The following is a 14201-nucleotide window of genomic DNA, read 5'->3' as shown; positions in this document are numbered from 1 at the left end:
AGAAGTAAAACAGCGCATGCTAGGGTCAGCTTAGACGCGTTGTTTATAAGAGACCTCAGGTCAAAGGGCAGGAGTGGTTGATGGGTCAGGCAAGTAGTCAGGCAGCAGGTGCCGAGCAATCCAACACAAAGCCGATTGGCATGTTGGTGGCAGCAGTCGGGGTGGTTTACGGCGATATCGGCACCAGTCCGCTCTATACCCTTAAAGAAGTGTTCACCGGCGGTTATGGGGTCCAAGTCAACCATGACGGCGTGTTGGGGATTTTGGCGCTGATCTTCTGGTCGCTGATCTGGGTCGTATCGATCAAATACATGCTGTTCGTGCTGCGCGCCGACAACCAGGGCGAGGGCGGCATTATGGCGTTGACTGCCTTGGCGCGACGGGCGGCAGGCGAGCGCAAGAAGCTGCGCAGTTTCCTGGTGGTCTGCGGCCTGTGTGGCGCGGCGCTGTTTTATGGCGACAGCATGATCACCCCGGCAATTTCCGTATTGTCGGCGGTAGAAGGCCTGGAGCTGGCGTTCGACGGCCTGGAAAAGTGGGTCGTGCCGATTGCACTGGTGGTGCTGGTGGCGCTGTTCCTGATCCAAAAACACGGCACTGACCGCATCGGCAAGCTTTTCGGACCGGTGATGGTGACGTGGTTCCTGGTGCTGGGTGGCCTGGGCATCTATGGCATCGTCCAGCATCCTGAAGTGCTCAAGGCGTTGAACCCGATGTGGGCCGTGCGTTTCTTCGAGGCTCACCCAGGCATCGGCGTGGCCATCCTGGGTGCAGTGGTGCTGGCGTTGACCGGTGCCGAAGCGCTGTATGCCGACATGGGCCACTTCGGCCGCAAGCCCATCGCCCGCGCCTGGTTCATCCTGGTATTGCCGGCGCTGGTGCTCAACTATTTCGGCCAGGGCGCCATGCTGCTGGGCGATCCAGAAGCCGCACGCAACCCTTTCTACCTGCTGGCGCCGAGTTGGGCGCTGATCCCGTTGGTGGTGTTGTCGACCCTGGCTACGGTGATTGCGTCCCAGGCGGTGATTTCCGGCGCGTTCTCATTGACGCGCCAGGCGATCCAGCTGGGTTACATCCCGCGCATGCATATCCAGCACACCTCCAGCGCCGAACAGGGCCAGATCTACATCGGCGCGGTGAACTGGTCGCTGATGGTCGGCGTGATCCTGCTGGTGCTGGGCTTCGAGTCCTCCAACGCACTGGCCTCGGCCTACGGCGTGGCTGTGACCGGCACCATGCTGATGACCACCATCCTGGTCTCGGCGGTGATGTTGCTGCTGTGGAAATGGCCACCCATTCTGGCCGTGCCGGTACTGGTCTGCTGCCTGCTGGTGGACGGGCTGTACTTCGCCGCCAACGTGCCGAAGATCATCCAGGGCGGTGCCTTCCCGGTATTGGCGGGGATTGTGCTGTTCGTGCTGATGACCACCTGGAAGCGCGGCAAGCAATTGCTCGTTGATCGCCTTGACGAAGGTGGCCTGCCGCTGCCGATCTTTATCAGCAGTATTCGCATGCAGCCGCCGCATCGCGTGCAGGGCACGGCAGTGTTCCTCACCGCCCGCCCGGACGCCGTGCCCCATGCGCTGTTGCACAACCTGTTGCATAACCAGGTGCTGCATGCGCAAGTGGTGCTGCTGACGGTGGTCTACGAAGACATTCCGCGCGTACCCGCCGCACGACGTTTTGAGGTGGATGCCTATGGCGAAGGGTTCTTCCGGGTGATCCTGCACTTTGGCTTCACTGATGAGCCGGACGTGCCCGAAGCGCTGAAACTGTGCCATTTGGACGACCTGGACTTCAGTCCGATGCGGACCACGTATTTCCTCAGCCGTGAAACGGTGATCGCCTCGCGCATCAAGGGCATGGCCCGTTGGCGCGAAGCCTTGTTCGCCTTCATGCTCAAGAACGCCAACGGCAACCTGCGGTTTTTCAAGCTCCCGGTCAACCGGGTGATCGAGCTGGGCACCCAGGTCGAGATGTAGCGTGTGCGTCACGGGAGCCGGCAATCGGCTCCCGCTTTGCTTCTGAACCCTGTGCAATCCACTGTTGTCGACTAGGCTCTACGCACTGTTGTGTAGGCGCGGGCTTGCCCGCGAAAAACGTCAACGGTAACGCGTCAATCCTTGATAAACGCGGTGCCTATGAGGCTTTCGCGAGCAAGCTCGCTCCTACAGAAGTGCCCAAAAAGCCCAGAAGAGGTGCGCCATGAGTCAGCTGCTCGAACCCTATACCCTGCGCCAATTGACCCTGCTCAACCGCATTGCGGTGTCGCCGATGTGCCAATACTCAAGCGTCGATGGCCTGGCCAATGACTGGCACCTGGTCCACCTCGGCAGCCGCGCGGTTGGCGGCGCCGGGCTGATATTCACCGAAGCCACCGCTGTGACTGCCGATGGCCGCATCACTGCCCAAGACCTGGGCCTGTGGCAGGACGAACAGATCGAACCCCTGCAACGCATCACGCGTTTTATCGCCGCCCAGGGCGCGGTGGCTGGCATCCAGCTGGCTCACGCCGGGCGCAAGGCCAGCACCCACCGGCCGTGGATCGGTAAGCATGGCAGCGTCAAACCGGAAGATGGCGGCTGGGTGCCGGTGGGGCCATCGCCGATTGCCTTTGACCCGCAGCACACGCCACCCAAGCCATTGGATGAAGCGCAGATCCAGCAGGTGATTGCCGACTTTGTCGCGGCGGCCAAGCGCGCCCTGACCGCCGGGTTTGAAGTGGTGGAAATCCATGCTGCCCATGGTTACTTGTTGCATCAGTTCCTGTCGCCCATCAGCAACCAGCGCCAGGACCAGTACGGCGGCTCGTTTGAAAATCGTATCCGCCTGGTGTTGCAAGTGACCGAAGCGGTGCGCGACGTCTGGCCCCAGGATTTGCCGTTGTTCGTGCGGGTCTCGGCCACCGACTGGGTGGAAGATGGCTGGAACCCCGATGAAACCGTGGAACTGGCGCGCCGCCTCAAAGACCTTGGCGTAGACCTGATCGACGTGTCCTCCGGTGGCACTGCCGCCAACGCTGAAATCCCCACCGGCCCCGGCTACCAGACGCGCTTTGCCGAGCGTGTGCGCAAAGAGTCCGGTATTGCCACCGGCACCGTTGGCATGATCACCGAACCGGCCCAGGCTGAGCACATCCTGCGCACCTGCCAGGCCGATATCATCTTCCTGGCCCGTGAATTACTGCGTGATCCCTACTGGCCGTTGCACGCCGATGATGATCTGGGCGGGCGCAAGGCCATCTGGCCAGCTCAGTACCAGAGGGCGACCCATCGGGACCAGCCGATTCATGAGTCTGACCTGAGGGATTGATCCCCTATCTGCCCCATCGAAACCCACCCTCAAGCGGTGGGTTTTTTCTGCCTGCTGCTGTGGGAAGAGGTTGTAGGTATTTGTTACCGAAGTAATTTTTTAAGTGAATACTCTAAAAAAATCCCACACGTAACGAGATTCTTTCTACGCTTAGGGTAGGACTGATTTCTGGCCCAGGGAGTCAGTCTGTTTGTCCGCGCAGGCATTGCGCTTGACGGGAAAAGGTTTGTGGGCGCCGGGAGTATTTGATCGATATCAGGAGAAACAGTCCATGGCCAAGTCCTATGGTGTAGCGGGTGTGGTGGCGTCTTTTTTGACCCGCAGGATGTCCTTGCGTGGCAGCAGGTTGAGTTCAGACGAAGCCGAATTACTGGCGCAGTATCGCGCCCTGACCGAAAGCGATCAGGTGGCGATGCGGTATCTGATTGGGGCGATGAAGAGTGTGTCGCGCTTCTGACGTCGTGTTGAGCAAGGTGGGAGGGCGCCCGTCGAATGGTCGCCCTCCCTCCCACATTGTCAGGTGTACTTGCGCTGCTCCGGCGCAGGCGGGAAGTACTGGTACAGCCAGGTTTCACTCAAGGTGCGGTCCTGGGTGCGGATAAACAGGCGCAGTTCCACCGGCTCCACGCTGTCGCTGGTGGGGTACCAGTCGAACAGAATGCGGTAGCCCTTGATGTTGTCGAGCACCAGCACGCTGAAATCCTTCACTTCACCGTGTGAGCAGGTCACCACCGGTTCGATCCCGGTGCCTGGAGGCAAGCGATCCAGGCCGCCCCCCTTGAAGTCCACGGCAAACCGGCGCGCCCAGACCGTCGGGTAGTGCTCGCCCGGAGCCCAACCTTCGGTAAAGCCGCCCATGCCGGAACGGGTTGCGTCGACTTGCGCCAGCGGTGTGCTCACCGGAGGCAGTGCGCTCCAGTACAGCTTGTAGCCATAGTTGAGTGAATCGCCGGCCGCCACGGGTTTTTTCGGGGTCCAGAAGGCCACGATGTTATCCAGGGTCTCGCCGGTGGTGGGGATTTCCAACAGGTCGATCGAGCCTTCGCCCCAGGGGGTGGTGGGTTCGACCCACAGGCTTGGGCGCTTGCTGTACCAGTCCACGGTGTCCTGGTAGCTGGCGAATTCGTGGTCGGTCTGCACCAGGCCGAAACCTTTCGGGTCGGTGTCGGCGAACGCGTTGAATTGCAGCTTGGCCGGGTTATTCAACGGGCGGCAGATCCACTCGCCATTGCCACGCCACATCGCCAGGCGGTCCGAATCGTGGATTTGCGGGTGGATGGTGTCGCACATGCGGCGCTCATGGGTGCCGCAGCTGAACATGCTGGTCATGGCGGCGATGCCCAACTGTTCGATGGCGGTACGTGCGTTGATGTGGGCGTCGATGGCCATCACCACCTGGTTGGCCTGGCAGTCGATATCGAAGCGATAGGCACCGGTGGCGCTCGGCGAGTCGAGCAGGGCGTAGACCACAAAGCGAGTGGCGTTCTTGTCCGGGGTCTCGAACCAGAACTGCGTGAAATCGGGGAACTCTTCGCGTTTTTTCGCGTAGGTATCAATCGCCAGGCCGCGTGCGGAAAGGCCGTACTGGCCGGTGGAATCCACCGCGCGGAAATAGCTGGCGCCGAGAAACGACAGCACGTCATGGCGATCCAGTTCCGGCGCCTTGAACAGCTTGAAGCCGGAGAACCCCAGGTCGCCGGTCAGCTGTTTGGTGTCGACGGTGGTTTTTTCATAGTTGAACAGCGAAGGGCGGAAATGCACTTCGCGGGCTTCACGGGTCTTCGGGTCGACGCTGTGCATGCGCACCGGCGTCTTGAAACCCATGCCGACGTGGAAGAACTGCACGTCGAGTTGGCCGTTCAATTCCTTCCACAGCGAATGGTTGCCGTCGTAGCCGATGGCGTTGAAATTCTGCGGAGTCATGGTCGCCAGTGTGGGCGGCAGCACCTGCTTGGTGTCTTTATACGCGGTGCCGGCGAGCTGTTTAGCTTGGGCCTTGAGCGTTTCAAAATCGAACGCCACGGCCTTGCCATCGGCGGCTCGGTTCCCGGCCCAGGCATGTGCAGCGAGCAGACCGCTGGCCGATAAACCGGTGTAGGCCGCAATGGCCATGGAGGCTTTGAGCAAATTCCTGCGGTGCATAGAGACAACCTGTCGTGAGCAAATCCCGCGCCGTTCCTGGCACGTGCTGGATCAGAAATTACGGTTCGGACATGCCTTCGGCCAAACGCAACGGACATTAAACAGACGCCGGATAGCTTAAGCGGTTCGATGGTGTAGGAAAATTGATTGATGGCGGGGTGATGGCGTTGCATGTGAAACAAGACATTTCCGGTGCTGTGAGTGAACACATTACCCACGAATTATGAAGATCCAGATGTGGGAAGGGGGATGGCGACTATAGATTTGTTCGAGCGTATATCGATTTAAGCGAAGGGCCGCGGCGTTACATCTGGAAGCACTCTAGCTCGCGGCTTTTTGGCACTTAGTTTTACGCTGGGGGCCTATTGGTCCTATGAACCCTAGTGTCTGGAGGCTACGAATGAATACCCGTGGATTGCTCGATCAGTTGCTCAAGTCCGGCCAGGACATGTTGCAGAACAAAACCGGCGGCCAGCGCAAGCAGGACGATAAAGGCGCACTCGGTGGGCTGCTGGGCGGCGGCGGGCTTGGCAGCCTGCTCGGCGGCGCTGGCGGCGGAGCCCTGGCGGCGGGCGCCATGGGCCTGTTGCTGGGCAACAAGAAGGCGCGCAACTTTGGCGGCAAGGCCCTGACCTACGGCGGGCTGGCCGCGTTGGGCGTGATTGCCTACAAAGCTTATGGCAACTGGCAAGCCAACCAGGCCAACGCACCTCAAGGCGAGCCGCAAACCATCGACCGGCTGCCACCGGCCCAGGTCGAGCAGCACAGCCAGGCCATCCTCAAGGCCCTGGTCGCTGCAGCCAAGGCTGACGGCCACGTCGACGAGCGTGAGCGCACACTGATTGAAGGTGAATTCACCAAGCTGGACAACGACCGCGAACTGCAAAGCTGGCTGCACGCCGAGCTGAACAAACCGCTGGACCCGGCCGACGTCGCCCGCGCCGCAGGCACCCCGGAAATGGCCGCCGAGATGTACATCGCCAGTGTGATGCTGGTGGATGAGGAAAATTTTATGGAGAAGGCGTACCTGGACGAATTGGCCCGTCAACTGAAGCTCGAACCCGGCTTGAAGCTGGAGCTGGAAAAGCAGGTGCGGCTTAACCAATAACCATAGAGTCCGGGCAAATCCAACCTGTGGGAGGGGGCTTGCTCCCGATAGCGGTGGTCCAGTTCGAATCTCTGCAACGGACCCACGGCAATCGGCAGCAAACCCCTTCCCACAGGTGTTTTTGCAATGTGTGTGTGCCACATCGAAACCCATTGATTAATGAGGGCTTCTGCTCAGCTATACTCCCCTCCATTTGAATGGCCCTTCGAGGAAATACTGTGAAGAACTGGACCTTGCGCCAACGGATTTTGGCGAGTTTTGCGGTCATTATCGCGATCATGCTGCTGATGGTCGTGGTGTCCTACTCACGGTTGATGAAGATCGAAGCCAGTCAGGAATCGGTCCGTGACGATGCGGTGCCGGGGGTTTATCTCAGTTCGATGATTCGCAGCGCGTGGGTCGACAGTTATTTGCAGACAATCGATATCATTGGCCTGCGTGAAGATAAAACCCTGACCAATAGCGACAAGTCGGACTACAAGTCCTTCGAATCGCGCATTGAACAGCAGATGGCCAACTACGAAAAAACCGTTCATAGCCAGGCCGATCGCATGGAGTTCGATAACTTCAAGGCTGCTCATATCAATTACAACAAGGTCCTGGCCCAGGTGCTTGACCGCATCGAAGCCAATGACATGCCAGCGGCGCGCGAGCTGTTGGAGGAGCAACTGACGCCGATCTGGACCGAAGGGCGCATGAAGCTCAACGACATCATCACCGAAAACAAGGCCGTGTCGGATAACGCAACGGCGGCTATTGACGACGCCGTTGCCTCGGCCAAGGTCAGCATGTTCCTGTCGCTGGCCGTGGCGATTCTTGCCGCTGGTCTGTGCGGCCTGCTGCTGATGCGCGCGATCATGGCGCCGATGCAGCGCATCGTCGACATCCTCGGCACCATGCGTGACGGTGACCTGAGCAAACGCCTGAACCTGGCGCGCAAGGACGAATTCAACGCGGTGGAAACCGGCTTCAACGACATGATGACCGAGCTTACGGCCCTGGTGTCCCAGGCCCAGCGTTCTTCGGTGCAGGTCACCACCTCGGTCACCGAGATTGCCGCCACCTCCAAGCAACAACAGGCCACAGCCACTGAAACAGCGGCGACTACTACCGAGATCGGCGCCACTTCGCGGGAAATCGCTGCCACTTCCAAGGACCTGGTCCGCACCATGACCGAAGTATCCACCGCCGCCGATCAGGCCTCGGTGGCTGCTGGCTCCGGCCAGCAAGGCCTGGCGCGCATGGAAGAAACCATGCATTCGGTGATGGGGGCTGCCGACCTGGTAAACGCCAAGCTGGCGATCCTCAATGAGAAGGCCGGCAACATCAACCAGGTGGTGGTCACCATCGTCAAGGTCGCCGACCAGACCAACCTGCTGTCCCTGAATGCCGCCATCGAAGCCGAAAAGGCCGGTGAGTACGGTCGCGGTTTTGCCGTGGTCGCCACCGAAGTACGTCGCCTGGCGGACCAGACCGCCGTGGCTACCTACGATATCGAGCAGATGGTGCGCGAGATCCAGTCGGCGGTTTCGGCTGGCGTGATGGGCATGGACAAGTTCTCCGAAGAAGTGCGCCGAGGCATGTTCGAAGTGCAGCAAGTGGGCGAGCAACTCTCGCAGATCATCCATCAGGTACAGGCCTTGGCGCCGCGGGTGTTGATGGTCAACGAAGGCATGCAGGCCCAGGCCACCGGCGCCGAGCAGATCAACCACGCCCTGGTGCAACTGGGCGATGCCAGCAGCCAGACGGTGGAGTCCCTGCGCCAGGCCAGCTTTGCCATCGATGAACTGAGCCAAGTTGCGGTGGGTCTGCGCAGCGGCGTGTCGCGTTTCAAAGTCTGATGAGCGACCTCACGGCTAAACGCGGCGCCGTCCCGGCAGTGAAAAAAGCCTTGTTCCTGGTGTTTCATATCGGCAGTGAGCGCTTTGCCCTCAAGGCCACGGAAGTGGCCGAGGTGCTGCCACGCCTGCCGCTCAAGCCCATCGCCCACGCGCCATCGTGGGTGGCGGGTATCTTTGCCCATCGCGGGGCGCTGGTGCCGGTCATCGACTTGAGCGCGCTGACCTTCGGCGCAGCGGCCCAGGCGCGTACCAGCACGCGGCTGGTGCTGGTCAATTACCAGCCGCAACCCTGGCTCGAGGCGCGCCGGCTGGGGCTGATCCTGGAACAGGCCACTGACACCCTGCGTTGCGATCCGGCCGAATTTCAACCTTACGGCCTGAATAACCGCCAGGCGCCATACCTGGGGCCGGTGCGGGAGGATGCCCTCGGACTGATGCAGTGGATTGGCGTGAATGAGGTGCTCACCGATGATGTGCGCGCGCTGTTGTTTTCTGCCGAGTTGAGCCTATGAGCAACGATCCGCGCTTCTTTGCCTTCTTGAAAGAACGCATCGGCCTGGACGTCGCCTCGGTCGGCGAAGCCATCATCGAACGCGCCGTGCGCCAGCGCAGCCAGGCCGTGCAGGCGCAAACCCCAGGGGAGTACTGGCAGCACCTGCAAAGCTCCCATGACGAGCAACAAGCGCTGATCGAAGCGGTGATCGTCCCCGAGACCTGGTTTTTCCGTTACCCCGAATCCTTTGCGACCCTGGCCCGACTGGCGCTGGCACGCCTGGCCGAGATCAAGCAGATGCGCGCATTGCGCATCCTCAGCCTGCCGTGCTCCACCGGCGAGGAACCCTATTCGATTGCCATGGCCTTGCTCGATGCCGGGCTGGCGCCGCACCAGTTCAAGGTGCTGGGCCTGGATGTCAGCCCACTGTCGGTGGAGCGCGCCCAGCGTGGGGTGTATGGCAAGAACTCCTTTCGCGGCGGCGACATTGCCTTTCGCGACCGTCATTTCACTGAGTACGGCGACGGGTTCCATATCGCCGACCGCGTACGCGAACAGGTACGCCTGCAAGTCGGCAACCTGCTCGACCCGGCGCTGCTGGCGAACGAGGCGAGCTACGATTTCGTGTTTTGCCGCAACCTGCTGATCTACTTTGACCAGCCCACCCAGAAGCAAGTCTTCGATGTACTCAAGGGCCTGACCCATGTGGATGGCGTGCTGTTCATCGGCCCCGCCGAGGGCAGCTTGTTGGGGCGCCACGGCATGCGCTCGATTGGGGTGCCGCAGTCATTTGCCTTCAGCCGGCATGCCGAACCGGTGAAGCCTGAGCCGGTATTCGTGCCCATGCCGACGCCGACGCCGACGCCGCCGCGCAGCGCCGCGCCGATCCCGCTCAAGCCGCGACCCTTCAGCACGGCCAGCACCCAGGTCGTGCCAGTCGAGGCGCCGCCCTCCGATGCGGGCACCTTGCTCAGCCGCATTGCCACCCTGGCCAACGAAGGTAAAAGCGCCGAGGCCCGTGCCGCCTGCGAGCAGTATCTGAACAATCACCCGCCGGCGGCCCAAGTGTTCTACTGGCTGGGGCTGCTCAGCGACGTGGCCGGCAGCGCCCTGGAAGCCCAGGGGTATTATCGAAAAGCCTTATACCTGGAACCCCAGCACCCGCAGGCCTTGATGCACCTGGCCGCTTTGCTGGAGTCCCAGGGCGACAGTGCGGGGGCACGTCGATTGCAGGCGCGCGCCGCCCGTAGCGAGCGAGCAGACAGTGAGTCCAAACGATGAGTAACACCGATGCGCTCGATACCGCAGGCCTGGACCTGACCCTGGCCGACACCCAAGCCATCGATGACTGCTGGAACCGTATCGGTATCCATGGCGACAAGTCGTGCCCGCTGCTGGTGGAGCATATCCACTGCCGCAACTGCTCGGTGTACTCGGCTGCCGCCACACGTCTGCTGGATCGCTATGCCTTGCAGCAGGACGACCGTCGCCCGGTGGCAGCTGCCGAGGCCGACGAAGACATTGTCACCCGTTCGTTGTTGATGTTCCGCCTCGGCGAAGAATGGCTGGGCATCGCCACCCGCTGCCTGGTGGAAGTGGCCCCGTTGCAACCGATTCACTCATTGCCACACCAGCGTTCCCGCGCCTTGCTCGGCGTGGCCAATGTGCGTGGTGCGCTGGTGGCGTGCCTGTCGTTGGCGGAGTTGCTCGGACTGGAAACAGCCAGTCCTGGCGTCAGCGGTGGGCGGATCATGCCGCGCATGCTGATCATCGCCGCGCAGGACGGTCCGGTGGTGGTGCCGGTAGACGAAGTGGACGGCATCCATGCCATCGATGAGCGCACCTTGAAGGCCGCATCGGCCTCGGGCACCCAGGCGAGTGCGCGCTACACCCAGGGTGTATTGCAGTGGAAAGGCCGTAGCCTGCGCTGGCTGGACGAGGCGCAGTTGTTGTCCGCCGTGACCCGGAGCCTCACATGACCCCCGACCAGATGCGCGACGCCTCGCTGCTGGAGCTGTTCAGCCTGGAAGCCGATGCACAGACCCAGGTGCTGAGCGCGGGCCTGCTGGCCTTGGAACGCAATCCGACCCAGGCTGACCAGTTGGAAGCCTGCATGCGTGCCGCGCACTCACTCAAGGGGGCGGCGCGAATTGTTGGAGTGGACGCCGGGGTCAGCGTGGCGCATGTCATGGAGGATTGCCTGGTCAGCGCTCAGGAAAGTCGCCTGTACCTGCAACCCGAACATATCGATGCCTTGCTGCAAGGCACCGACTTGCTGATGCGTATCGCCACCCCTGGCAACGACGTCGGCCCGGCGGATATCGACGCTTATGTGGCGTTGATGGAGCGCCTGCTGGATCCTTCGCTGCCCACCGCCAACCTCGCGCCACTGCCGGTGGCGTCCGAGCCGGTTGCGGCGCTGATGATCGAAGAGCTGCCACCAGAACCCGAGCCCGCACCGCCCGTCGCCAGCGACCCACCGCGCCAGGGCAAGCGCATGACCGAAGGGGGCGAGCGCGTGCTGCGGGTGACGGCCGAGCGCTTGAACAGCCTGCTGGACCTGTCGAGCAAATCCCTGGTGGAAACCCAGCGGCTCAAGCCTTACCTGGCCAGCATGCAGCGCCTCAAACGGATTCAAAGCCAGAGCATGCGGGCCCTGGATAGCCTGGATGGTCAGCTCAAGCCCCTGGGTTTGAGCCTGGAAGCCGAGGAAGCGCTGGCCGATGCGCGGCGTATGCTGAGCGAGGCCCAGGCGCTGCTGGCGGAAAAAACCGCCGAGCTGGATGAGTTTGGCTGGCAGGCCGGGCAGCGCGCCCAGGTGCTCTACGACACCGCGCTGGCCTGTCGCATGCGTCCGTTTGCCGATGTGCTGGCCGGCCAGGTGCGCATGGTGCGCGACCTCGGCCGCAGCCTGGGCAAGCAGGTGCGCCTGGAGATCGAGGGCGAAAAGACCCAGGTCGACCGTGACGTGCTGGAAAAACTCGAGGCGCCCCTTACCCATCTATTACGCAATGCCGTCGACCACGGCATCGAAATGCCCGACCAACGCCTGCTGGCCGGCAAACCTGCCGAAGGCTTGATCCGTCTGCGCGCCTCCCATCAGGCCGGTTTGCTGGTGCTGGAGCTGAGTGACGACGGCAATGGCGTCGACCTGGAGCGCCTGCGCGGCACCATCGTTGATCGGCATCTTTCAACCTTGGACACGGCCCTGAACCTGAGCGAGGAGGAACTGCTGACGTTCCTGTTCCTGCCGGGTTTCAGCCTGCGCGACACCGTCACCGAGGTGTCCGGGCGCGGTGTCGGGTTGGATGCGGTGCAGCATATGGTCCGTCAACTGCGCGGCGCGGTGGTGCTGGAGCAGTCGGCGGGGCAGGGCAGTCGTTTCCACCTGGAGGTGCCGCTGACCCTGTCGGTGGTGCGCAGCCTGGTGGTGGAGGTCGGCGAAGAAGCCTATGCGTTTCCGCTGGCGCATATCGAGCGCATGTGCGACCTGGCGCCCGACGACATTGTGCAGTTGGAAGGCCGCCAGCATTTCTGGCACGAAGGTCGGCATGTCGGCCTGGTTGCCGCCAGCCAACTGTTGCAGCGCCCGCCGGGGCAGAACAATGACGAAACCTTGAAGGTGGTGGTGATCCGCGAGCGCGATGCGATTTACGGTATCGCCGTGGAACGCTTTATCGGCGAGCGCACCCTGGTGGTGTTGCCGCTGGATGCCCGCCTGGGCAAGGTCCAGGATATTTCCGCCGGCGCCTTGCTGGACGACGGCTCGGTGGTGTTGATCGTCGACGTCGAAGATATGCTGCGCTCGGTGGACAAGCTGCTCAACACCGGACGCCTGGAACGCATCGCCCGGCGCAGCCAGCAGGCCACCGAGGCACCGCGCAAACGGGTACTGGTGGTGGACGACTCGCTCACCGTGCGTGAGTTGCAGCGCAAATTGCTGCTTAATCGCGGGTACGAAGTGGCCGTCGCGGTCGACGGTATGGACGGCTGGAACGCCTTGCGGTCCGAAGACTTCGACCTGCTTATCACTGACATTGATATGCCTCGTATGGACGGTATTGAATTGGTCACACTCTTGCGCCGTGACAGTCGCCTGCAATCGTTGCCGGTGATGGTGGTGTCGTACAAAGACCGTGAAGAGGACCGCCGTCGCGGGCTGGACGCTGGTGCCGATTATTACCTGGCCAAAGCCAGCTTCCACGATGACGCGCTGCTGGATGCCGTGGTGGAACTGATTGGAGGCCCGCGGGCATGAGGGTTGCGATCGTCAATGACATGCCCCTGGCCGTGGAGGCCCTGCGCCGCGCCTTGAGCTTCGAGCCCGCGCACCAGGTGGTGTGGGTGGCCAGCAATGGCCTGGAAGCGGTGCAGCGCTGCGCTGAACTGACCCCGGACCTGATCCTGATGGATTTGATCATGCCGGTGATGGACGGTGTGGAGGCGACGCGGCTGATCATGGCCGAGACGCCGTGCGCGATCCTGCTGGTGACCGTCGACCGCCAGGCCAATATGAGCCGGGTGTTCGAAGCCATGGGGCACGGCGCTCTGGACGTGGTGGACACGCCGGCACTCGGCGTGGGCAACCCCAAGGATGCGGCGGCACCGTTACTGCGCAAGATCCTCAACATCGGCTGGCTGATCGGCCAGCGCGGCAGCCGTGTGCGCGCCGAAACTGCGCCCGGACGTAACACCGGAAAGCGCCAGAGCCTGGTGGCTATCGGCTCATCGGCGGGCGGGCCGGCTGCCCTGGAAATCCTGCTCAAGGGTTTGCCCCGGGACTTTGCCGCGGCCATTGTGCTGGTGCAGCATGTGGACCAGGTCTTCGCCGCCGGTATGGCCGAGTGGCTGAGCAGTGCCTCCGGCCTTCCGGTGCGCCTGGCCCGCGAAGGCGAACCGCCGCAAAGCGGAGTGGTCCTGCTGGCCGGTACCAATCACCACATTCGTCTGCTGAAGAATGGCACGCTAGCCTATACCGCAGAGCCGGTGAACGAGATTTACCGGCCTTCGATCGATGTGTTCTTCGAAAGTGTGGCCAGCCATTGGTATGGCGATGCCGTCGGCGTACTGCTGACTGGCATGGGCCGTGACGGGGCCCAGGGGCTCAAGGTAATGCGTGAACAAGGTTATTTGACCATCGCCCAGGATCAGCAGAGCTCGGCGGTGTATGGCATGCCCAAAGCGGCGGCGGCGATTGATGCTGCTGTTGAAATTCGCCCACTGGATAGCATTGCGCCCCGATTGCTGGAGGTCTTTGCAAGATGATCATGACCTTCCGCGGTGCTGGCTTGCAGGTAGTAATTCA

11 protein-coding genes are annotated in these 14201 nt (G+C 62.0%); 10 read left to right on the top strand and 1 reads right to left on the bottom strand.

The window, feature by feature from the left end; genetic code table 11:
• The first annotated feature begins 80 nt into the window (after positions 1 to 80).
• From AD670_RS22255 to AD670_RS22245, 3 genes are all read left to right on the top strand, one after another.
• Complete coding sequence (locus AD670_RS22255) at positions 81 to 1982, top strand: potassium transporter Kup (protein WP_053137406.1); 1902 nt, start codon at positions 81 to 83, stop codon at positions 1980 to 1982.
• Between the two features lie 223 nt (positions 1983 to 2205).
• Positions 2206 to 3312, top strand: a complete 1107-nt coding sequence (locus AD670_RS22250; RefSeq protein ID WP_053137398.1) for an NADH:flavin oxidoreductase/NADH oxidase — start codon at positions 2206 to 2208, stop codon at positions 3310 to 3312.
• 271 nt (positions 3313 to 3583) lie between these two features.
• Positions 3584 to 3769: a hypothetical protein gene (locus tag AD670_RS22245; protein ID WP_053137395.1), complete on the top strand. Its 186-nt coding sequence runs from the start codon at positions 3584 to 3586 to the stop codon at positions 3767 to 3769.
• A 59-nt stretch (positions 3770 to 3828) separates the two neighbouring features.
• Here AD670_RS22245 and AD670_RS22240 read toward each other — a convergent pair whose 3' ends face one another.
• On the bottom strand, positions 3829 to 5454 hold the full coding sequence (locus AD670_RS22240; protein ID WP_053137392.1) for a glucan biosynthesis protein D: 1626 nt from the start codon (positions 5452 to 5454) through the stop codon (positions 3829 to 3831).
• A gap of 400 nt (positions 5455 to 5854) precedes the next feature.
• Between AD670_RS22240 and AD670_RS22235 the strand changes: the two genes are divergently transcribed.
• The 7 genes from AD670_RS22235 (at position 5855) to AD670_RS22205 (ending at position 14161) form a co-directional block, all read left to right on the top strand.
• Entirely contained in the window at positions 5855 to 6562 is a 708-nt protein-coding gene (locus AD670_RS22235) for a tellurite resistance TerB family protein (protein WP_053137389.1), read from the top strand.
• A gap of 218 nt (positions 6563 to 6780) precedes the next feature.
• Positions 6781 to 8403, top strand: coding sequence for a methyl-accepting chemotaxis protein (locus tag AD670_RS22230; RefSeq protein WP_053137388.1), 1623 nt, complete (start codon positions 6781 to 6783; stop codon positions 8401 to 8403).
• Positions 8403 to 8915, top strand: coding sequence for a chemotaxis protein CheW (locus tag AD670_RS22225; RefSeq protein WP_053137384.1), 513 nt, complete (start codon positions 8403 to 8405; stop codon positions 8913 to 8915). The genes AD670_RS22230 and AD670_RS22225 overlap by 1 nt, the downstream gene beginning before the upstream one ends.
• Positions 8912 to 10177, top strand: a complete 1266-nt coding sequence (locus AD670_RS22220; RefSeq protein WP_053137381.1) for a protein-glutamate O-methyltransferase CheR — start codon at positions 8912 to 8914, stop codon at positions 10175 to 10177. Before AD670_RS22225 ends, AD670_RS22220 begins: the two co-directional genes overlap by 4 nt.
• The gene (locus AD670_RS22215) at positions 10174 to 10875 is read left to right on the top strand and encodes a chemotaxis protein CheW (RefSeq protein WP_053137378.1); all 702 of its coding nucleotides are present in this window, start codon (positions 10174 to 10176) and stop codon (positions 10873 to 10875) included. The genes AD670_RS22220 and AD670_RS22215 overlap by 4 nt, the downstream gene beginning before the upstream one ends.
• Positions 10872 to 13154 (top strand): hybrid sensor histidine kinase/response regulator, encoded by a 2283-nt coding sequence (locus AD670_RS22210; RefSeq protein ID WP_053137374.1) that lies wholly within the window; start codon positions 10872 to 10874, stop codon positions 13152 to 13154. Before AD670_RS22215 ends, AD670_RS22210 begins: the two co-directional genes overlap by 4 nt.
• Positions 13151 to 14161, top strand: coding sequence for a chemotaxis response regulator protein-glutamate methylesterase (locus AD670_RS22205; RefSeq protein WP_053137371.1), 1011 nt, complete (start codon positions 13151 to 13153; stop codon positions 14159 to 14161). Before AD670_RS22210 ends, AD670_RS22205 begins: the two co-directional genes overlap by 4 nt.
• Positions 14162 to 14201: the final 40 nt, after the last annotated feature.

Source organism: Pseudomonas sp. MIACH, from assembly GCF_001269925.1.
Taxonomy (GTDB): Bacteria; Pseudomonadota; Gammaproteobacteria; order Pseudomonadales; family Pseudomonadaceae; genus Aquipseudomonas.
This window is presented reverse-complemented; position numbering and strand designations above follow the sequence as displayed.

Bases quoted from the DNA above. Each gene is read 5' to 3' on its own strand.
- AD670_RS22255 (WP_053137406.1), top strand. From the start codon at position 81: ATGGGTCAGGCAAGTAGTCAGGCAGCAGGTGCCGAGCAATCCAACACA.
- AD670_RS22250 (WP_053137398.1), top strand. From the start codon at position 2,206: ATGAGTCAGCTGCTCGAACCCTATACCCTGCGCCAATTGACCCTGCTC.
- AD670_RS22245 (WP_053137395.1), top strand. From the start codon at position 3,584: ATGGCCAAGTCCTATGGTGTAGCGGGTGTGGTGGCGTCTTTTTTGACC.
- AD670_RS22240 (WP_053137392.1), bottom strand. From the start codon at position 5,454: ATGCACCGCAGGAATTTGCTCAAAGCCTCCATGGCCATTGCGGCCTAC.
- AD670_RS22235 (WP_053137389.1), top strand. From the start codon at position 5,855: ATGAATACCCGTGGATTGCTCGATCAGTTGCTCAAGTCCGGCCAGGAC.
- AD670_RS22225 (WP_053137384.1), top strand. From the start codon at position 8,403: ATGAGCGACCTCACGGCTAAACGCGGCGCCGTCCCGGCAGTGAAAAAA.
- AD670_RS22220 (WP_053137381.1), top strand. From the start codon at position 8,912: ATGAGCAACGATCCGCGCTTCTTTGCCTTCTTGAAAGAACGCATCGGC.
- AD670_RS22215 (WP_053137378.1), top strand. From the start codon at position 10,174: ATGAGTAACACCGATGCGCTCGATACCGCAGGCCTGGACCTGACCCTG.
- AD670_RS22210 (WP_053137374.1), top strand. From the start codon at position 10,872: ATGACCCCCGACCAGATGCGCGACGCCTCGCTGCTGGAGCTGTTCAGC.
- AD670_RS22205 (WP_053137371.1), top strand. From the start codon at position 13,151: ATGAGGGTTGCGATCGTCAATGACATGCCCCTGGCCGTGGAGGCCCTG.